Annotated in this window: 12 protein-coding genes, 2 tRNA genes, 3 rRNA genes and 1 pseudogene; 11 read left to right on the top strand and 7 right to left on the bottom strand. The window is 63.0% G+C overall.

What is annotated here, in order from left to right; translation table 11 throughout:
- The first annotated feature begins 92 nt into the window (after positions 1 to 92).
- From ilvB to ilvD, 8 genes are all read left to right on the top strand, one after another.
- A complete protein-coding gene (gene ilvB, locus LT970_RS00460; protein WP_232687005.1) occupies positions 93 to 2,042 on the top strand; it encodes a biosynthetic-type acetolactate synthase large subunit in 1,950 nt (649 codons plus the stop codon).
- The gene (gene ilvN, locus LT970_RS00455) at positions 2,039 to 2,686 is read left to right on the top strand and encodes an acetolactate synthase small subunit (protein WP_232687004.1); all 648 of its coding nucleotides are present in this window, start codon (positions 2,039 to 2,041) and stop codon (positions 2,684 to 2,686) included. Before ilvB ends, ilvN begins: the two co-directional genes overlap by 4 nt.
- The gene (ilvC, locus tag LT970_RS00450) at positions 2,683 to 3,744 is read left to right on the top strand and encodes a ketol-acid reductoisomerase (protein ID WP_232687003.1); all 1,062 of its coding nucleotides are present in this window, start codon (positions 2,683 to 2,685) and stop codon (positions 3,742 to 3,744) included. Before ilvN ends, ilvC begins: the two co-directional genes overlap by 4 nt.
- Positions 3,737 to 4,072 carry a DUF7989 family protein gene (locus LT970_RS00445; protein ID WP_232687002.1) on the top strand — a complete coding sequence of 112 codons (336 nt, stop codon included), beginning with the start codon at positions 3,737 to 3,739 and terminating at the stop codon, positions 4,070 to 4,072. The genes ilvC and LT970_RS00445 overlap by 8 nt, the downstream gene beginning before the upstream one ends.
- Entirely contained in the window at positions 4,065 to 5,489 is a 1,425-nt protein-coding gene (gene leuC, locus LT970_RS00440; protein ID WP_232687001.1) for a 3-isopropylmalate dehydratase large subunit, read from the top strand. The genes LT970_RS00445 and leuC overlap by 8 nt, the downstream gene beginning before the upstream one ends.
- Entirely contained in the window at positions 5,486 to 6,115 is a 630-nt protein-coding gene (gene leuD, locus LT970_RS00435; RefSeq protein ID WP_232687000.1) for a 3-isopropylmalate dehydratase small subunit, read from the top strand. Before leuC ends, leuD begins: the two co-directional genes overlap by 4 nt.
- Complete coding sequence (locus tag LT970_RS00430; protein WP_232686999.1) at positions 6,108 to 7,073, top strand: isocitrate/isopropylmalate dehydrogenase family protein; 966 nt, start codon at positions 6,108 to 6,110, stop codon at positions 7,071 to 7,073. Before leuD ends, LT970_RS00430 begins: the two co-directional genes overlap by 8 nt.
- Before the next feature lie 71 nt (positions 7,074 to 7,144).
- Positions 7,145 to 8,857: a dihydroxy-acid dehydratase gene (ilvD, locus tag LT970_RS00425; protein WP_232686998.1), complete on the top strand. Its 1,713-nt coding sequence runs from the start codon at positions 7,145 to 7,147 to the stop codon at positions 8,855 to 8,857.
- A gap of 395 nt (positions 8,858 to 9,252) precedes the next feature.
- Here the strand turns inward: ilvD and LT970_RS00420 are convergent.
- From LT970_RS00420 to LT970_RS00395, 6 genes are all read right to left on the bottom strand, one after another.
- A tRNA-Cys gene (locus LT970_RS00420) sits at positions 9,253 to 9,328 on the bottom strand.
- Between the two features lie 285 nt (positions 9,329 to 9,613).
- A 5S ribosomal RNA gene (gene rrf / locus LT970_RS00415) occupies positions 9,614 to 9,735 on the bottom strand.
- Between the two features lie 125 nt (positions 9,736 to 9,860).
- A 23S ribosomal RNA gene (locus tag LT970_RS00410) occupies positions 9,861 to 12,776 on the bottom strand.
- Between the two features lie 371 nt (positions 12,777 to 13,147).
- Positions 13,148 to 13,219 (bottom strand) — tRNA-Ala (locus tag LT970_RS00405).
- 106 nt (positions 13,220 to 13,325) lie between these two features.
- Positions 13,326 to 14,798 (bottom strand): 16S ribosomal RNA (locus LT970_RS00400).
- Together the 16S, 23S and 5S rRNA genes with 2 tRNA genes alongside form the textbook arrangement of a ribosomal RNA operon.
- A gap of 969 nt (positions 14,799 to 15,767) precedes the next feature.
- On the bottom strand, positions 15,768 to 16,082 hold the full coding sequence (locus tag LT970_RS00395; protein WP_232686997.1) for a non-histone chromosomal MC1 family protein: 315 nt from the start codon (positions 16,080 to 16,082) through the stop codon (positions 15,768 to 15,770).
- Between the two features lie 216 nt (positions 16,083 to 16,298).
- Here LT970_RS00395 and LT970_RS00390 point away from each other — a divergent pair, with 216 nt between their 5' ends.
- From LT970_RS00390 to LT970_RS00380, 3 genes are all read left to right on the top strand, one after another.
- On the top strand, positions 16,299 to 16,496 hold the full coding sequence (locus tag LT970_RS00390; RefSeq protein WP_232686996.1) for a hypothetical protein: 198 nt from the start codon (positions 16,299 to 16,301) through the stop codon (positions 16,494 to 16,496).
- Between the two features lie 4 nt (positions 16,497 to 16,500).
- Positions 16,501 to 17,550, top strand: coding sequence for a quinone-dependent dihydroorotate dehydrogenase (locus LT970_RS00385; protein ID WP_232686995.1), 1,050 nt, complete (start codon positions 16,501 to 16,503; stop codon positions 17,548 to 17,550).
- Positions 17,551 to 17,762: 212 nt separating this feature from the next.
- A complete protein-coding gene (locus tag LT970_RS00380) occupies positions 17,763 to 19,007 on the top strand; it encodes a cation:proton antiporter (RefSeq protein WP_232686994.1) in 1,245 nt (414 codons plus the stop codon).
- 106 nt (positions 19,008 to 19,113) lie between these two features.
- Here the strand turns inward: LT970_RS00380 and LT970_RS00375 are convergent.
- Positions 19,114 to 19,289, bottom strand: a pseudogene (locus tag LT970_RS00375) (IS5/IS1182 family transposase); the annotation flags it as partial.
- Positions 19,290 to 19,299 lie beyond the last annotated feature (10 nt).

Raw genomic sequence — 19,299 nt, 5'->3', positions numbered from 1 at the left:
CAACGTATCCGACAGACAGCCACCGCAGCAGCATCCGTAATGACGAACGCAGCGCCAGACCACCGAGACACCACACCGAGCGAGGGGTATCGATGACAGACCAGGGCGCGGTGCCGGAGTTCGACGGCACCGAACGACCGAGCGAAGCGACGCCGGACGCCAACGCACCGACTCCCCCGTCCGACGCAAGCGACGAGGAACACGAACAGGAGGTCGAGTCCCCCACCGAGGGAGCAGAGCGGGAGGTCGAGTCCCCCACCGAGGGAGCAGAGCGGGAGGTCGAGTCCCCCACCGAGGGAGCAAAGCGAGCCTCGACCGGCGCCGACGCCGTCGTCGCGGCGCTGGAGGCGGCGGGCGTCGAGACGGTGTTCGGCGTGCAGGGCGGCGCCATCATGCCAGTCTACGATGCGCTGTACGACGTTGATGGCGTTTCGCACGTGACGATGGCCCACGAGCAGGGCGCGGCCCACGCCGCCGATGCCTACGGCGCCGTCACCGGCAATCCGGGCGTCTGCATGGCGACGTCCGGCCCCGGCGCAACGAACCTCGTGACAGGCGTCGCGGACGCCGACATGGACTCCGAACCGGTCGTCGCGCTCACCGGCCAGGTTCCCTCGGATCTGGTCGGGAACGACGCCTTCCAGGAGACTGACACGGTCGGCGTGACGACGCCCGTGACGAAGTCCACCACGTTCGCGTCGCACGTGGACGAGGTCGGCGACGACGTCTCGACGGCGTTCGCGCTCGCGGCCAGCGGCCGTCAGGGCCCGACGCTCGTCGACCTGCCGAAGGACGTGACGACCGCGGAGACGGCAGTCGACCCGAGCGAACCGTCAGTTCCCGACACGGTCTCTGTGCAAGAGCGAGCGGACGAAAGAGCCGTCGACGCGGCGGCGACGGTCATCGCCGCTGCCGACCGGCCGCTGATTCTCGCGGGCGGTGGCGTCGTGAAGGGCGACGCCACCGACGAGGTGCGGGCGTTCGCGAAGAACCACGAGATTCCGGTCGCGACGACGATGCCGGGTATCGGCGCGTTCCCGGAGAACCACGACCTCGCCCTGGAGATGGCGGGGATGCACGGCACCGGGTACGCGAACATGGCGGTGACGATGACCGACTGCCTGCTCGCGGTCGGTACGCGCTTCGACGACCGGTTGACCGGCGGCGTGGACTCGTTCGCGCCGGACGCGACGGTCGTCCACGTCGACATCGATCCGGCCGAATTGTCCAAGAACGTCGAGGCCGACCACCCCCTGGTCGGGGACGCAGCGACGGTCGTCGACCAACTCGACGACGCGTTGGAACGGTCCCCGACCACCACCGACTGGGTCGCGCAGTGCGCCGACTGGAAGGCCGAGTATCCGATGGACTACGCCGTCCCGGCCGCAGACAGCGGCGACGGCGCGCCCGACGCGTCGGCATTCCCCGAGGACGAGCCGGTGAAACCCCAGTTCGTCGTCGAAACCGTGGACGCCGCGACTGCTGACGACACCGTCGTCACGACCGGTGTCGGCCAGCACCAGATGTGGGCGTGCCAGTACTGGACGTACACCGAACCCCGGACGTGGGTGTCGAGCCACGGCCTCGGCACGATGGGGTACGGGCTACCGTCGGCCATCGGCGCCCGACTCGCCGCCGACGACGACCAGTCCGTCGTCTGCTTCGACGGGGACGGGTCCTTCATGATGACCTGCCAGGAGCTGGTGGTCGCTGCGCGCGAGAACCTCGACATCACCGTGTTCGTGCTGAACAACGAGGCCATCGGGATGGTCCGGCAGTGGCAGGACGCGTTCTTCGACGGTCGACGGATGGCGTCGGAGTACTCCTGGGTGCCCGAGTTCGACCGAGTGGCGGAGGCATTCGGCGTGGACGGCTTCCGCATCGAGGCGTACGACGACGTTCCCGACGTCGTGGAGGACGCACTGGCCGTCGACGGGCCGAGCGTGGTGGACGTCTACATCGACCCGACCGAGGACGTCTACCCGATGGTGCCCTCGGGCGGCGACAACGGCCAGTTCGCGCTCACGGAGGACCACCTATGAGCGAGCGAGGGGCCGCACGCGACGACGAACCGCGGACGCAGAACCTGCCGGGGCCGGCGCCCGAAGAGCGCCAGCAACCGAACGGACGGCGGAACGCCCAGGGCATCCGAATCGACCCGGAGGCGGAGGCCGAACACTCGCCGCGACGCACCGTCATCTCGGCGCTCGTGGAGCACGAACCGGGCGTGCTGGCGCGCATCTCCGGGCTGTTCAGCCGACGCCAGTTCAACATCGAGTCGCTGACCGTCGCGAACAGCCAGAACGACGACTGGGCGCGTGTCACGGTCGTCGTCGAGGAGCCCGACCCCGGAATCGACCAGCTCGAGAAGCAACTGGAGAAGGTCGTGCCCGTGATCCACGTCCGGGAACTCGAAGCCGACGCCGTGACCCGGGAGCTCGTGGTGGTGAAAGTCGACGCCGACCGCCCCCACGAAGTCCACGCGATCACGGAGATGTACAGCGGGAAGACCCTCGACGCAGGGCCGCGGACGATCACGGTCGAGTTGACCGGTGACGAACAGAAGATCGACGACGCCATCGACGCCTACAGCCAGTTCCGCATCCGAGAAATCGCGCGAACCGGCCAGACGGCGCTGGCGCGCGGCGAGACCAAGACAGCAGTCGTTCCTGACTACCTCAAATGACAGACCCAGACAACCAGTTCACGCAGCCAGTGTACCACGAATCGGACGCAGACCGACGCCACCTCGAGGACAAGACCGTTGCCGTCCTCGGCTACGGCAGCCAGGGCCACGCCCACGCGCAGAACCTCGCGGACAGCGGTGTCGACGTCGTCGTCGGCCTGCGAGAGAACTCCTCGTCGCGCGACGCGGCGGAAGCCGACGGCCTTCGCGTCGAGACGCCCGTGGACGCAGCCAGCGACGCGGACGTCGTGTCCGTACTGGTGCCGGACACCGTCCAGCCGGAGGTGTTCGAGGCCATCGAGCCCGAACTCGAGGCGGGTGACACGCTCCAGCTCGCGCACGGGTTCAACGTCCACTACGGGCAGGTCGAGCCGCCCGAGCGCGTCGACGTGACGATGGTCGCGCCGAAGTCCCCCGGCCACCTCGTGCGCCGGAACTACGAGGCCGGTCAGGGGACGCCGGCACTCCTCGCGGTCTACCAGAACGCCACCGGGGAGGCGCGCCAGGAAGGGCTGGCGTACGCCGACGCCATCGGCTGCGCCCGCGCGGGCGTCGTGGAGACGACGTTCCGCGAGGAGACGGAGACCGACCTGTTCGGCGAGCAGGCCGTCCTGTGTGGTGGCGTCGCCGAACTCACGAAGGCAGGCTACGAAACGCTCGTGGACGCGGGCTACAGCCCGGAGATGGCGTACTTCGAGTGCCTGAACGAACTCAAACTCATCGTCGACCTCATGTACGAGGATGGGCTGACCGCGATGTGGGACTCCGTCTCCGACACCGCGGAGTACGGTGGCCTCACGCGCGGCGAGGCGGTCATCGACGAGTCCGTCCGTGAGAACATGGAGGCGGTCTTAGAGCAGGTGCAGAACGGCGAGTTCGCCCGCGAGTGGATCGCCGAGAACCAGGCGAACCGGCCGGCCTACCGCCAGCGCCGGAACGCCGAGCAGAACCACGAGGTCGAGGCGGTCGGCGAACGCCTCCGGCAGCTGTTCGCGTGGGCCGACGAGGAGACCGCACAGGAGACCCAGCACGAGCAGGAGGTGTCCGCCGATGACTGAGCGGACGATGCGGGACGTCAGCCAGCGCAACCCCGCCGCGCCCGAGCACGCCACGAACGCCCTCGGCCGGTTGTTCCAGCGCGGCCCGAGCGTCGCGGCCGACGGCGGCGAACGCGGCGGCGCGACGTCAGCAGCCACAGGCGGCGACGACGAACCGGAGGAGGCCACTGAACGCACGATGCGGGACGTGGACAAGACGCCGTCGGGCGAGGGAGCTGACGCTAACCGCGTCTGGGAGCGTGGCGGCGAAGCGAGCGCACGTAGCAACGAGGGTAGCGACCGTAGCAACGAGAGTAGCGACCGTAGCAACGAGGATAGCGATGAGTGACGGCACGCTGTACGACAAGGTCTGGGACGAGCACGCGGTGACGGAGCTGCCGACCGGGCAGACACAGCTGTTCGTGGGCCTGCACCTGATCCACGAGGTCACGAGCCCGCAGGCGTTCGGGATGCTCGAAGAGCGCGGCATCGACGTCGCGTACCCCGAGCGCACGCACGCCACCGTCGACCACATCGTGCCGACCGCCGACCAGTCGCGGCCGTACAGTGACGAGGCCGCCGAGGAGATGATGTCCCGACTAGAGCAGAACGTGCGCGACGCGGACATCGACTTCGACGACCCGACGACCGGCCGACAGGGCATCGTCCACGTCGTCGGCCCCGAGCAAGGACTCACGCAACCCGGCACGACCATCGTCTGCGGGGACTCCCACACCGCGACGCACGGTGCGTTCGGCGCGCTCGCGTTCGGCGTCGGCACCTCCCAGATTCGGGACGTGCTCGCCACGGGGTGTGTCGCGATGGAGAAACAACGCGTCCGACGCATCGAGGTCACGGGCGAACTGGGAGACGGCGTCACGCCGAAAGACGTCATCCTGGCTGTCATCCGGAAACTGGGCACCGACGGCGGCGTCGGGTACGTCTACGAGTACGGCGGCGAGGCCGTCGAGGCGATGGACATGGCCGGCCGGATGAGCGTCTGCAACATGAGCATCGAGGGCGGCGCTCGCGCGGGCTACGTCAACCCCGACGACACCACCTACGACTACCTGGCGGGTCGCGACGAAGTCCCCGAGGGCGACGAGTTCGATGAGCTGAAACAGTACTGGGACTCCATCAAGAGCGACCCGGACGCCGAGTACGACGACGTCGTCACCGTCGACGGCGACAGCCTCGAACCCACGGTCACCTGGGGAACGACGCCCGGACAGAGCGTCGGCATCACCGAAGCCGTCCCCGCTCCCGAGGATCTGCCCGCGGACGAACGAGCCACCGCGCGGGACGCGCAACGACACATGGCGGTCGAACCCGGCGACACCATGGCCGGCTACCAGGTCGACGTCGCATTCCTGGGTAGCTGTACGAACGCCCGCCTCCCCGACCTCCGGGAAGCAGCAGACGTTGTCAGGGGCCGCGAAGTCCACGACGACGTCCGCGCGATGGTCGTCCCTGGGAGCCAGCGAGTGAAGGCCGCCGCCGAAGCGGCGGGCCTCGATGACGTGTTCACGGACGCCGGCTTCGACTGGCGGAACGCCGGCTGCTCGATGTGCCTCGGAATGAACGAAGACCAACTCGTCGGCGACGAGCGGTGTGCGTCCTCCTCGAATCGGAACTTCGTCGGCCGTCAGGGCTCGAAGGACGGCCGCACGGTGCTGATGAGTCCGCAGATGGTCGCCGCCGCGGCGATCACCGGCGAGGTGACGGACGTCCGCGAACTCGAACACGTCGAGGAGGTGCGCGCATGAACGCGGACACGTCCGGCGACGGCGTGCCCGCGGACACCGTCGAGGAAGTCGCGGGCACGGGCGTACCCGTGCGCGGGAACGACGTCGACACCGACCAGATCATTCCCGCGCGCTTCCTGAAGGTCGTCACCTTCGACGGCCTGGGGCAGTTCGCGTTCTTCGACGAACGGTTCGACGCCGACGACGAACCGCTGGAACACCCATTCAACGAGAAACGGTTCCAGAGCGCGAGCGTCCTCGTCGTAAACGCGAATTTCGGCTGCGGCTCCAGCCGCGAACACGCCCCACAGGCGCTGATGCGGTGGGGAATCGACGCCATCGTCGGTGAATCGTTCGCCGAGATATTCGCGGGGAACTGCCTCGCGCTCGGTATTCCGACCGTCACGGCGTCCCGCGAGGACGTCGAAGCGCTGCAGGACGCCATCGACGACACCCCCGACGCCGACGTCCACGTGGACATCGTCGACGAGGAGGTCAGGTGCGGCGACACGGTCGTCGACGCCGACGTCGACGACGCCCAGCAACGCGCGCTCGTGGACGGCGTCTGGGACACGACCGCACTGATGCGGGCGAACGCCGACACGGTGACAGAGACCGCGGCGCGCCTCCCCTACACCGATGTCTGAGGAGGTCGCCGTCGTCCCCGGGGACGGCATCGGGAGTGAGGTGACGCCGGTCGCCGTCGACGTACTGGACGCCGTCCGCGACTTCGAGTTCGTGCACGTCGACGCCGGCGACGCCGTCGCCGAGGAACGCGGAACGCCGCTGCCGGACGAGACCCGGGACGCGGTCGAGACAGCCGACGCGACACTGTTCGGCGCAGCGGGCGAAACGGCGGCGGACGTCATCCTCCCGCTGCGGGCGGCCGTCGACTCGTTCGTGAACGTCCGCCCCGCGCGAACGTACCCGGGCGTCGACGCCGTCCAACCAGCGACCGACCTAGTCTTCCTTCGGGAGAACACCGAGGGCGTCTACGCCGGCCACGAGGCCGAGATCTCGGACGGCGTCACGACCTGCACGCGCGTCGTCACCGAAGCCGCCAGCCGGCGACTCGCCGAGTACGCCTGCGAGTACGCACCCGACGGCTTCACCGTCGCGCACAAAGCCAACGTGATGCGCGTGACTGACGGCCTCTTCCGGGAGACCGTCGAAGACGTCGCCGCAGACCGCGGCGTCGAGACGGACGCGGCGCTGATGGACGCGCTCGCGATGCACCTCGTCGAACACCCAGAACAGTACGACGTGGTCGTCACCCCGAACCTCGCGGGCGACGTGCTCTCCGACCTCGCAGCGGGACTCGTCGGCGGCCTCGGCCTGCTGCCGTCGGCGAACATCGGCCCCGAACGTGGCGTCTTCGAACCCGTCCACGGCACCGCCCCGGACATCGCCGGCGACGGCACCGCGAACCCGACGGCGGCCGTGCTGTCGGCCGCGATGTTGCTGGACTTCCTCGGACACACCGACGCCGGCGACCGCGTCCGCGGTGCAGTCGAGGACGTCCTGGAACACGGGCCGACGACGCCCGACCTCGGCGGCGACGCGACGACACGAGAAATCGGCGACGCGATTCTCGAGGCGATCTGAATGCCGGAACCGACGCTCACACCCCCACGCCCGTCGAGACAGTTTCCCAGTTACGAACACGAGACACCACCATGACACAGGAGAAAGACCACGACCTGCCCAGCGCCGACGTCACGGAAGGACCCGAACGCGCCCCACACCGCGCAATGTTCCGCGCGATGGGGTACGACGACGCCGACCTCTCCTCGCCGATGGTCGGCGTCGCGAACCCCGCCGCAGACATCACGCCTTGCAACGTCCACCTCGACGACGTCGCCGAATCCGCCATCGGTGGCATCGAAGACGGTGACGGAATGCCCATCGAGTTCGGCACCATCACCATCTCCGACGCCATCTCGATGGGGACCGAAGGAATGCGAGCCTCGCTGATCTCCCGCGAAGTCATCGCCGACTCCGTGGAGCTCGTCGCGTTCGGCGAACGCATGGACGCGCTGGTGACGGTCGCGGGCTGTGACAAGAACCTCCCTGGGATGATGCTGGCCGCCATCCGCACCGACCTCCCGTCCGTGTTCGTCTACGGTGGCTCCATCATGCCCGGTGAACACGACGGCCGCGAAATCACCGTCCAGAACGTCTTCGAGGGCGTCGGCGCCGTCGCATCTGGCGACATGACCGAAGCCGAACTCGAAGAGATGGAACGGAACGCCTGCCCGGGCGCAGGCTCCTGTGGCGGGATGTTCACCGCGAATACCATGGCCGCCATCTCGGAAACCCTCGGACTCGCACCGCTCGGGTCAGCGAGCCCGCCAGCCGAATCCGAACAGCGCTACCGCGTCGCCGAACGCGCCGGCCAACTCGCCACCGAGTGCGTGCGCGAAGACCGCCGTCCCTCGGACATCCTCGACCGAAACAGCTTCGAGAACGCCATCGCCGTACAAGTCGCGCTCGGCGGTTCCACGAACGCCGTCCTCCACCTGCTCGCGCTCGCCGCCGAAGCAGGCATCGACCTCGACATCGAGGACTTCAACACCATCAGCGACCGCACGCCGAAGATCGCGAACCTCCAACCCGGCGGTTCACGCGTCATGAACGACCTCCACGAGGTCGGTGGCGTTCCGGTCGTCCTCGCCCGCCTCCTGGACGCCGGCCTGATTCACGGCGACGCGCTCACGGTCACCGGCCGCACCATCGCAGCCGAACTCGACCACCTCGGCGTCGACGGCACCATCGAGGACGGCGTCGACTTCCTCCGGCCGGTCGACGACCCGTTCCACGAGACCGGCGCTATCACCGTCCTCACCGGGAACCTCGCGCCGGACGGCGCCGTCCTCAAAGTCACCGGCGAGGACGAAACCCAACACACCGGCCCAGCGCGCGTCTTCGAATCCGAAGAAGCCGCCATGGCGTACGTCCAGGAAGGGCACATCGAATCCGGCGACGTCATCGCCATCAAAAACGAGGGTCCCCGGGGCGGCCCCGGAATGCGTGAGATGCTCGGTGTCACCGCCGCCGTCGTCGGCCAAGGCCACGAGGACGACGTCGCACTCCTCACGGACGGCCGATTCTCGGGCGCTACCCGCGGCCCGATGGTCGGACACGTCGCACCCGAAGCAGCCAACGGCGGCCCCATCGCGCTACTCGAGGACGGCGACGAAGTCACCGTCGACGTCCCCCGCCGCGAACTCTCCGTCGACGTCCCGGACGACGAACTCACCGCGCGCCGCGAAGACTGGAACGAACCCGACCCGCGCTACGACGGCGGCGTCCTCCGGAAGTACGGCGACCAATTCGGCTCCGCCGCCCACGGCGCCACCACCAACCCCGCCGCGAAACGCAACGACTGACGGCCCACGTACAGTCCCTTCTTCCGCATCCGTGGCAGACCACCAGCTGTAGCTGAATACGCTTCACTCGACGCTTCCCGTACAACTAGACCACGCTAGCCCACGTCGAACCCCAGCGATGCCTCTCAGGAACTCACAGCCATCGTGTGACTCGTGGCTCGTCTCGCTCGCCGTCAGTATTCGTTGAGGGCTTGCTGTCGGCATGCCTCTTCGATCAAATCGTTCGAGAAAAGCCACGGATCGAATACTGAACCTCGGTCACTCCGCTTCGTTTCCTGGTTCAAATCGCGGCCTGATGGCTCCCACCCATCGTTTCACTCAGTCAGAAGACGCCTCACGGCTCGCTTCGCTCGCTGTTCGGTAGCGGTCGAGGCCTCAGTGCGTTCGACCTCGAAAGCCAAGGGCCGGATTTGAACCGGCGGTGGGCGGCTCTGCAGGCCGCTGCGTTAGGCCGGACTCTGCCACCTTGGCGCGATTCACCGTAACCGGTTCTCCCGCATAAGCATAGCGACTCGGAACCACCCGCGGACTTCGTGGCGTTCGCAGTGCAATCCAACGCTCGCGATCGACCTGGAGCAAAGCGCGCTAATCGTCGAATGTCTGTAGGGTATCTCGTCGTCGAATACGGTTAGCAGCACCCCGTTGTCCAACGTAACCAGAACCGCGCTACGAGGACTGGAGCGTTGCCACTCCGCGTTACAAATGCAAAAAGCCCCGAACAGCATGGATGCTGTTCGAGGCTAATGAAGTATGAATGGTAGGCGGCGAACCGAATTTCCCAGAGGCTCGCGCACTCCAGTACTGACCGGAACGCAGGCGGGCTTATCTTCCGTGTTCGGGATGGGTACGGGAGTAACCCCACCGCTATGGCCGCCTTAATACCGACCAACGGAATCGAACCGTTGACCCGGAAGACTATCCGGGTACCAGTATCGGCGGACGATCATGTGTAAGTGCAATCCAGTTAACGCCTGGACTCGACCACGTATGTGGTGAGTGCATGAGTGTGTGGCATCGATCTGTTAGTACTTGCGGGCTAAACGCCTCGTTGCCTCGGCGCGTACACCCCAAGCCTATCGAACTCGTCTTCTACGAGAGATCTCAGCGGTGCTTCTTTTCCAGGTGGGTTTCGAGCTTAGATGCGTTCAGCTCTTACCCCGTAGTGCGTAGCTGCTCGGCACTTGCCCTCTCGGACAACCGATACACCAGTGGCACCCGTTCATAGTTCCTCTCGTACTATATGAACGTTCCTGTCAAGCACCAAAACACCCCCAATAGATAGCAGCCGACCTGTCTCACGACGGTCTAAACCCAGCTCACGACCTCCTTTAATAGGCGAACAACCTCACCCTTGCCCGCTTCTGCACGGGCAGGATGGAGGGAACCGACATCGAGGTAGCAAGCCACTCGGTCGATATGTGCTCTTGCGAGTGACGACTCTGTTATCCCTAAGGTAGCTTTTCTGTCAGCAATGGCCCGCATCGCGCAGGCTCATTGGTTCGCTAGACCACGCTTTCGCGTCAGCGTCCCGCGTTGTGTAGGACACTGTCAGCCCATCTTATGCTCTTGCGCTCTTCTCCGAGTCTCCGACTCGGATGAGATGGACTTAGGGCGCGCTCGATATCTTTTCGAGCGCGTACCGCCCCAGTCAAACTGCCCGGCTACCGGTGTCCTCCTCCCGGAGTGAGGGTCGCAGTCACTGACGGGTAGTATTTCACTGATGCCTCGGTGGCCCGCTAACGCGGGTACCTGTGTAACGGCTCCTACCTATGCTGCACATCAGCGACCACGTCCCAGCGACAGCCTGCAGTAAAGCTCTATAGGGTCTTCGCTTCCCCTTGGGGGTCTCCAGACTCCGCACTGGAACGTACAGTTCACCGGGCCCAACGTTGGGACAGTGAGGCTCTCGTTGATCCATTCATGCAAGCCGCTACTAAAGCGGCAAGGTACTACGCTACCTTAAGAGGGTCATAGTTACCCCCGCCGTTAACGGGTCCTTCGTCCTATTGTACTAGGTGTTCAGATACCCGCACTGGGCAGGATTCAGTGACCGTACGCGTCCTTTCGGATTTGCGGTCACCTATGTTGTTATTAGACAGTCGGAGCCTCCGAGACACTGCGACCTGCCCAATTGCTGGGCAGGCATCCCTTATCGCGAACTTACGGGACTAACTTGCCGAATTCCCTAACGTCGGTTGTTCCCGACAGACCTAGGCTTTCTCCGCCAGAGCACCTGTGTCGGATCTCGGTACGAATGCTGTACTCGTCTTTTCACGGGCCCTAAGTTGGACTGAGTTTCCCTATCTCGACTTTCGTCCGCTTCGTGCCATTACGGCTTCCACGGATTTCGACGATTCGACCGGGCGATGGCCCGGCTCAGTCTACCTCAAGGCGTCGACTTTCACTGTACAGCAGCACTGGAATATTAACCAGTTTCCCTTTTGATCCGCTCGAATTACGACGGACCTTAGGATCGGCTAACCCTCGGCTGATAAGCATTGCCGAGGAACCCTTGCTCTTTCGGTCGTCGGGATTCTTACCCGACTAACGCTGCTACTATGGCCAGGATTTTCTTCCCTATTCGGTCCACGTCGAGTTCTCACCCGAGCTTCCGCCCGAACAGAGTGCCAACCTACTGGATCGTGCTTTGACACACGCCGCCAGGTCTCGGTGACGAACTTGAGCCCCGATCATTTTGGGCGCCTCGAACCTCGGCCGGTAAGCTGTTACGCTTTTCTTAGCGGGTAGCTGCTTCTAAGCTCACCTCCCGGCTGTCTAGGGCTCGAGACCACCTTCAATCGCACTTAGCTCGTACTTTGGGACCTTAACCTAGCTCTGGGTTGTCTCCCTTACGGTGCACAGGCTTACCCCGCACACCGGATTCCCTGCGTCCACGGCGTTCGTAGGTTCGGAGTTTGACAGGGGGGCCAACTCCTCTCGGAGTTGGACTCCCCAATCGGTCGCTCTACCCCACGAACTACCTCGGCAGAGGTCATGCTTCGACATGTTTCGGTTGGAACCAGCTGTTGCCAGATTCGATGGGCCTTTCACCCCTACACGTAGGTCACGGGAGGGTGTTGTAAGACACCAGCCCTAACAGGCCTCCACATGGCTTTCGCCATGCTTCACCTTGCCCACGCGTAGATCATCTGGTTTCGGGTCGTACCCGTTTGACTCCCCGCGCTTGAACACGGCGACCCTGGCAATGCTGCGGTCATATCGGTTTCCCTACGCCTCCCCGGATACTCCGGTTAGACTCGTCAAACAGGTACACTCCCTGGCTCGTTTTTCAAAACGTACGACGGAACATCGGCTCCTCACAGGTCCTACTGCGGGCTTGCACCCGGTTCGTTCCCAGTGAGGCCTTTCATGCCCCGTCGCTCCATCGCCACCTGATTTCAAGCTCTATTTCACCCCCCTTTGTGGGGTGCTTTTCAGCGTTCGTTCACACTACTTGTTCACTATCGGTCTCGGAGAGTACTTAGTCTTAGCAGTCGATGCCTGCCATCTTCACGAGGAATTTCCAACCCCCGCTACTCTGGAACTGACGCACGCTGTACTGATTCACGGTACGGGGCTGTCACCCTGTATCGCGCTCCGTTTCAGGAGACTTCACGTGAATTGTCCAGCGATGAAAGTCAGTCCGAACACCACATTGCCCAGAAGGCTTCGGTTTGGACTGTGCCGCGTTCATTCGCCATTACTAACGGCGTCTCATTCGATTTCTCTTCCTGGCCGTACTGAGATGTTTCAATTCCGGCCGTTCCCTATTGCGCAAAGCAATTGTTGAAGGGATTCCCATTAGGAGATCCTGAGTTCTTAGCCTCCGTGCGGCTCCCTCAGGCTTATCGCAGCTTGGCACGTCCTTCGTCGGCATCCGAGCCGAGCTATCCACCAGGTGGCACAGTAGCCACGTTGGTGTTGACTGCAGAGCAGTCAACGAATATGGTACTCAACCACACGAAGTGGTCGAGATGTTGGCTGCAGAGCAGCCAACGACGATGAATGTTGGCTGTAGAACAGCCAACGATGCTCAACACATAATGGTTGAGCGCTGTTGAGTCACGGATGTGACCAACAGTCGGTACTCGACCACGGTGGTCGAGTCCAGTGAGCGCCTGGATTGCACTTACACACGGTCGTCATCGCACGTCCCCGTGGTGACCGGGGAGCGTACATCGACCCTTCCCACCCTCGCTCTCGCGGGGCGGTGCATCAGTCTTGCTTGGGAATCACCGTATCCCCGCGTCCCACTTAAGGGACACGGTTCGCGGTGACTCCCGAGCGGGATGGACCCACTGGGATTCGAACCCAGGGCATCCTCCTTGCAAAGGAGGCACTCTACCACTGAGCTATGGGCCCACCTCCCAACTGGGAGGTACGTCAGCCTTGATGGTTTGTAAGTGCCCAACTGGGCACGACGGTGTCGAGGTGTGTGGGCTGGGGCGACGCCCCAGTCCCGTACGTTAGGAGGTGATCCAGCCGCAGATTCCCCTACGGCTACCTTGTTACGACTTAATCCCCCTTGCGAAGCCCAGATTTGACCACCGGACGGTGGCCTCATCCGAACCTCACTCGGGTGATTTGACGGGCGGTGTGTGCAAGGAGCAGGGACGTATTCACCGCGCGCTTCTGACACGCGATTACTACCGAATCCAGCTTCATGAGGGCGAGTTTCAGCCCTCAATCCGAACTACGATCGAGTTTAGGAGATTAGCGCCTCCTCTCGGAGTGGCTTCCCATTGTCTCGACCATTGTAGCCCGCGTGTTGCCCGGCTCATTCGGGGCATACTGACCTACCGTTGCCCGTTCCTTCCTCCGCTTTGGCAGCGGCAGTCCCCCTAATGTACCCAGCTACCCAAAGGGTACTGCTGGCAATTAGGGGTGCGGGTCTCGCTCGTTGCCTGACTTAACAGGACGCCTCACGGTACGAGCTGACGGCGGCCATGCACCTCCTCTCAGTAGCGTCGGGTAAGGTCATCAACCTGACCGTCATTACTACTGTCGGAGCCGGTGAGATGTCCGGCGTTGAGTCCAATTAAACCGCAGGCTCCTCCGGTTGTAGTGCTCCCCCGCCAATTCCTTTAAGTTTCATCCTTGCAGACGTACTTCCCAGGCGGCTCGCTTCTCGGCTTCCCTACGGCACAGCGCAGGCTCGTAGCCTGCGCCACACCTAGCGAGCATCGTTTACAGCTAGGACTACCCGGGTATCTAATCCGGTTCGAGACCCTAGCTTTCGTCCCTCACTGTCGGATCCGTCTTCCTGAGGCGCTTTCGCCACCGGTGGTCCGTCCAGGATTACAGGATTTCACTCCTACCCCGGACGTACCCCTCAGGTCCTCCGGTCCCAAGCCAAGCAGTTTCCGCTGGACGCCTGCTCGTTAAGCGAGCAGATTTCCCAACGGACTTGCCTGGCCAGCTACGGACGCTTTAGGCCCAATAAGATCGGCCATCACTCGAGCTGCCGGTATTACCGCGGCGGCTGGCACCGGTCTTGCCCAGCTCTTATTCGTACACCACCTTACGGTGTACAAAAGCGAGGGCTCTATGCCCTCGCACTCGGAGTCCCCCTATCGCACTTTCGTACAGTGTAAAGGTTTCGCGCCTGCTGCGCCCCGTAGGGCCCGGAATCTTGTCTCAGATTCCGTCTCCGGGCTCTTGCTCTCACAACCCGTACCGATTATAGGCACGGTGGGCCGTTACCCCACCGTCTACCTAATCGACCGCAGCCGCATCCTGTGGCGCCGAAGCGTTTCCGACTCCAATCATTCCAGACATGGAGTGTTGTTGGGTATTAGCCTCAGTTTCCCGAGATTATTCCCATCCACAGGGTAGCTTGACCACGTGTTACTGAGCTTTCCGCTGCGAGTCTAAACTCGCGCAACTAGCATGGCTAAATCGGACTCCGATAGCAATGGCCTCCGGCAGGATCAACCGGAATTTGCTGGGCTGATGCCCAGCGACCAGAACTATAAGTCCTGGTTTGGCGGGAACACAAGGTGTGTTCCTCGAAAGCCACGACAACGCGTCGTGGCCAGTTGGATTTCACCAAACCATCAAGGCTAACATCAGATTCCATCTGTACGGCGGACCGCAGGTGTGGAATCCTCATTCCTTCGGACCTGAGTATAGTTAGCGACGGGTCATAAACCCATCGAACCAGACTCGGTCCGAGACGACGTTCGCATTCCTTCCGACGACCCGTTATTACTTAAGGGCATCGAACCAGACTCGTGAAAGCCTGGTTGCAGCCCAGAAACGGACCCGGAAGCATGCATCAATCGCCCGAGGAAACTCGGACGACCTCATTGTCGTTCGCATTAATCCGGAATGCCCGTTATTACTTAAGGGCATCGAACCAGACTCGTGAAAGCCTGGTTGCAGCCCAGAAACGGACCCGGATGCATGCATCAATCGCCCGGAGAGACCCGGGCGACCTCATTGTCGTTCGCATTAATCCGGAATGCCCGTTATTACTTAAGGGCATCGAACCGAGGTCGTCGAAGACGACCTGGACGACACCCCAATGGGGTCGAGGGAAGCGTCAATCAGTGGCGTCGGGAAGACCGAGCCACCTCACGTCGTTCGCATTCCATCCGAGTGCCGGGTTGCGTAAAAGCCCGTCGAACCGGTGGTGCCATCGGCACGGCACGGCATACCACCGGACGGAAGGGCGAACCATCAGCTGGCCACTGACTCTCGATGGATGGAAACCGATGAACGTAATCGGTCGGGGAGCAGCGGCAGATGAATGGTGTCGCGTGGGCGGAGGTCGACTCGTCGTCCCGCGCTGAGTGCGTGCGGTCGGGTCGAGTGGTACCCACGCGTCAGGCAGTAGACGAAGCGCTCTCAAATCAGTTGCGCGACGCTGTCGGCGGGCGACGAAAATAGTAGCTGCTGCGGCTCGCACTCAGACGTCGTCGATGTGGTCGATGCCCTGCTTGGAGACGTTCGCTTTCGTGATTCCCCCGGGCATCCAGTCTGGTTTGTCGCTCGGTGCGTCCTCGTGCCAGGCCCACGCGTCGTAGATGTGTACCTTGTCGGTCCCTTTCTCTCGGAGACGGATCTCCTCGTGGTCGGCGTTACTCTCGCTGTCGGCGACGTCGTCGAGTCGCCGTGCTGCCTTGAGTGCCGCCTGCCGTGGCGTGTTTCCACTGAAGACGCTTGATTCTGTGCCGTTGCCACTTCGGAGCGCGAAGTTGCGCTTACCGTCCTCACGTACCATGGTTTTCCACCATGCGAGTCAAACACAAGGCCCTGTTATAAATATACCGCCCGTTTCGACAACTTCTTTATAAGTACCCTGCAGTGAGCAGCGAGAGACCGGCCAGATAGCCGAGAATGCGCGCAGGTCGCCGGCCACGGGACACGGGGGGATTTCCGGTCGTGGTCGGAAGAACTTAAGTATGCCCTGTGGCGAAGGTTTGCCTAAGAAACCGCGATGGTTCGCAAGAAGAAGCTCAGCCCGAGTGGCGCGAGAGGCGAGGACGGGGAGTACCACAACGCGCACGTGAACCTCCACGAGGACGAACTCGCCGTCGCCGGCCTCGAGATCGGAGACGACGTGTTCGTTCGCGTCCGAGAGGACAAGATCATCATCCAGAAGGCGGACGCGGAGGACGTAGAACACGACTTCTGACGGGATGTACCGTCTTCTCAAGCCGCTACTGTTCCGTCTCCCACCGGAGACTGCACACGACGGCGTTCGGAGGCTCCTGCGAGCAGCACAGCAGTCGGGCCTCCACCGCGCGTACGCGAGAAACTACCTCGTCGAGGACGACCGCCTCACCACGGAGGCGTTCGGCCAGTCCTTCTCGAACCCCGTGGGAGTGGCGGCGGGCTTCGACAAGAACGCCGCCGTTCCGCGTGCACTCGCCGCCCTCGGCTTCGGACACGTCGAGGTGGGCGCGGTCACGGCAGAGTCCCAGCCTGGAAATCCGAAGCCGCGGTTGTTCCGTCTTCGGGAGGACGAGGCGCTCGTCAACCGGATGGGGTTCAACAACGCCGGCGCGGACGTCGTCGGCAGCCGTCTCGACGACGAACCACTGCCGGACGCCCCGGTGGGCGTGAACGTCGGGAAGTCGAAGGTCACGGCCCTCGAGGACGCGCCCGAGGACTACCGGTACACGTACGACCGCGTGGCCGACGCTGCCGACTACGTCGTGGTGAACGTCTCCAGTCCGAACACGCCGGGGCTCCGCGAGTTGCAGGGCCGCGAGCGCCTCGCAGCCATCCTCGAGGAGTTGCGGGACGCCGGCGAGACGCCGCTGTTAGTGAAACTCTCGCCGGACCTCCATCGGGACGCGGTGGCGGACGCCGTCGACCTGGCCGAGGAGGTGGGCCTGGACGGCGTCATCGCGACGAACACCACGACCGACCGTCCGGACGACCTCCGGAGTCCGGACGCCCCTCAGAAGGGCGGCCTCTCGGGCGCGCCCATTCGGGACCGCGCGACCGAGCAGGTCCGGTTCGTGGCGGAGCGGACCGACCTCCCCGTGGTGGGCGTCGGCGGCGTCGCCACCGCGGCGGACGCCTACGAGAAGATTCGCGCGGGCGCGTCCGTGGTGCAACTGTACACGAGCCTCGTCTACCGCGGTCCCGCCGTCGCACGCGACATCAACGAGGGACTGCTCGAGTTGCTGGAGCGGGACGGCTTCGACTCCGTGGCGGACGCCGTCGGCGCGGACCTCTGAATCGGCAGAGAATCGGCACTGACCACTGAGAGCAGAGAAAACGGTGTGGACTGTCGCAGGTTTGTTCTACTGGCTCTGTTGAAACCCCCTTCTTGAGACAGCAATTCCAGTAGAACAGCTGGCCAGTACAGGTGCGTCCCTACCATTCCTTTTTGGCCATGCCATTCAAGCGAATAGAGATTCTAGTGGTACAGTAGCGCTCAAAACAGTTCATGGTCGAGACAACCGCTGTCGTCTTAGGGGTGCTCGTCTCCTTCTCCATTGCTATCGGCGTTCGGTTTCTGGCGAACCGAACCTTGCTCCCATACACCGTTTTACTCGTCACAGTCGGGTTCGTATTGACGGTCTTTCCTCTTCAGACGTACCTCGGGTTCAGCCTCAACCCCCTCTTTACGCACGACGCGATTCTCTTCATATTTCTGCCAGCGATCGTGTTCCTTGGCGCTGCGGAGATTGATCACGATAGATTTCGACGAAACTTACCGATTGTTGTAATAACCGTTCTCGTTGGGCTGCCTGTCGCTGTTTTAGCAATCGGCTGGGTCGGCGCGAAGCTCTTCGAAATGCCGCTGTTGATCATGCTCCTGTTCGGAGCGATGGCCTATCCAATCGATCCCGTTGCCGTCCTCTCACTGTTTGAGGATGCGGGAGCTCCACCACGACTAGCAGTTCTTGTCGAGGGAGAGAGCCTGCTCGATGATGGTCTTGCGATCGTTGTGTTCTCGGCGTTGTTAGTACTCGTACGAGATGCTAGCCCCACGGAACTTACCGGAACGGGACTCTTCTCGTTAGCCCGGTTGGGGACGTTCGTGATCGAGTTCCTCGTTGTAAGTCTCGGCGGAACTCTCGTCGGAATCGGTATTGGATACGCCACGTACCGAGTGCAACGGGTAACGAAGGATCAAGCGAATCTTTTCATGACATCGTTCATGGCAGTCTACGGGGGTTTTTACGTCGCGGAACACGTGCTCCACGTAAGTGGGATTCTCGCCACGGTAGTTACAGGCCTCGTCTTGGGGACGTGGTCCAGAAACTACGCACTGAGCGAGGAGAACCTCGAGTTTCTGGTGGGGATTTGGGAGAGCATCGTCTTCCTGCTCGAAACGATGTTGTTCGTCGCCATCGGCATCCAGGTATCGTCGAGACAAGTGCTCAGCACGCTTCCCATCGTGCTAACTACGTTTATCCTCCTGATCGGTGTCCGTGCTGGCGTGATCTACGGAATCATGAATCTCCTGAACCAAGTGATCGAGGACCCCGTTCCCGTAAGCTACCAGCACGTTATCATCTGGGGTGGAATGCACGGCGTGATACCGATCGCTCTCGCACTCAGTCTCGGACCGGACGTCCCCTTCGAAGGCCAGCTCAGAACGGCGGTGTTTGGTGTTGTCGTCGCAAGCATGATCCTCCAGGGACTGTCGATGACAAGCGTGCTCGAAGCGACCGGTGTAACCTAATCCGGCTCTGTTGACATCCGCTTTGCGTCAGACGACAGATTTCTTAGCAGCCTCCGGGCAGACGAAATCCGCACACCAGTTCCATACGTCTGTCCCGAGTGACGTGGAGGAGTGTTCGATAAGTCGTGTCCTTCCGAACGTTGAGACACAGGACAACGGTGTGCTGACGGAGCGTGTAACGTTGTTTCGAGAACTTCGAGGAGCGGGAGCTACAGCACGTTGTGCTAACTGTAATGCTTCCTCGACAAATCTGAGTAACCGTGACTTCGGGAGAGTCTGCATTCGGTTACAC

Origin of the sequence: Halobacterium zhouii (genome assembly GCF_021249405.1) — an archaeon.
In the GTDB taxonomy this organism is placed as follows: domain Archaea; phylum Halobacteriota; class Halobacteria; order Halobacteriales; family Halobacteriaceae; genus Halobacterium; species Halobacterium zhouii.
This window is presented reverse-complemented; position numbering and strand designations above follow the sequence as displayed.

Bases quoted from the DNA above. Each gene is read 5' to 3' on its own strand.
- ilvB (WP_232687005.1), top strand. From the start codon at position 93: ATGACAGACCAGGGCGCGGTGCCGGAGTTCGACGGCACCGAACGACCG.
- ilvN (WP_232687004.1), top strand. From the start codon at position 2,039: ATGAGCGAGCGAGGGGCCGCACGCGACGACGAACCGCGGACGCAGAAC.
- ilvC (WP_232687003.1), top strand. From the start codon at position 2,683: ATGACAGACCCAGACAACCAGTTCACGCAGCCAGTGTACCACGAATCG.
- LT970_RS00445 (WP_232687002.1), top strand. From the start codon at position 3,737: ATGACTGAGCGGACGATGCGGGACGTCAGCCAGCGCAACCCCGCCGCG.
- leuC (WP_232687001.1), top strand. From the start codon at position 4,065: ATGAGTGACGGCACGCTGTACGACAAGGTCTGGGACGAGCACGCGGTG.
- leuD (WP_232687000.1), top strand. From the start codon at position 5,486: ATGAACGCGGACACGTCCGGCGACGGCGTGCCCGCGGACACCGTCGAG.
- LT970_RS00430 (WP_232686999.1), top strand. From the start codon at position 6,108: ATGTCTGAGGAGGTCGCCGTCGTCCCCGGGGACGGCATCGGGAGTGAG.
- ilvD (WP_232686998.1), top strand. From the start codon at position 7,145: ATGACACAGGAGAAAGACCACGACCTGCCCAGCGCCGACGTCACGGAA.
- LT970_RS00395 (WP_232686997.1), bottom strand. From the start codon at position 16,082: ATGGTACGTGAGGACGGTAAGCGCAACTTCGCGCTCCGAAGTGGCAAC.
- LT970_RS00390 (WP_232686996.1), top strand. From the start codon at position 16,299: ATGGTTCGCAAGAAGAAGCTCAGCCCGAGTGGCGCGAGAGGCGAGGAC.
- LT970_RS00385 (WP_232686995.1), top strand. From the start codon at position 16,501: ATGTACCGTCTTCTCAAGCCGCTACTGTTCCGTCTCCCACCGGAGACT.
- LT970_RS00380 (WP_232686994.1), top strand. From the start codon at position 17,763: ATGGTCGAGACAACCGCTGTCGTCTTAGGGGTGCTCGTCTCCTTCTCC.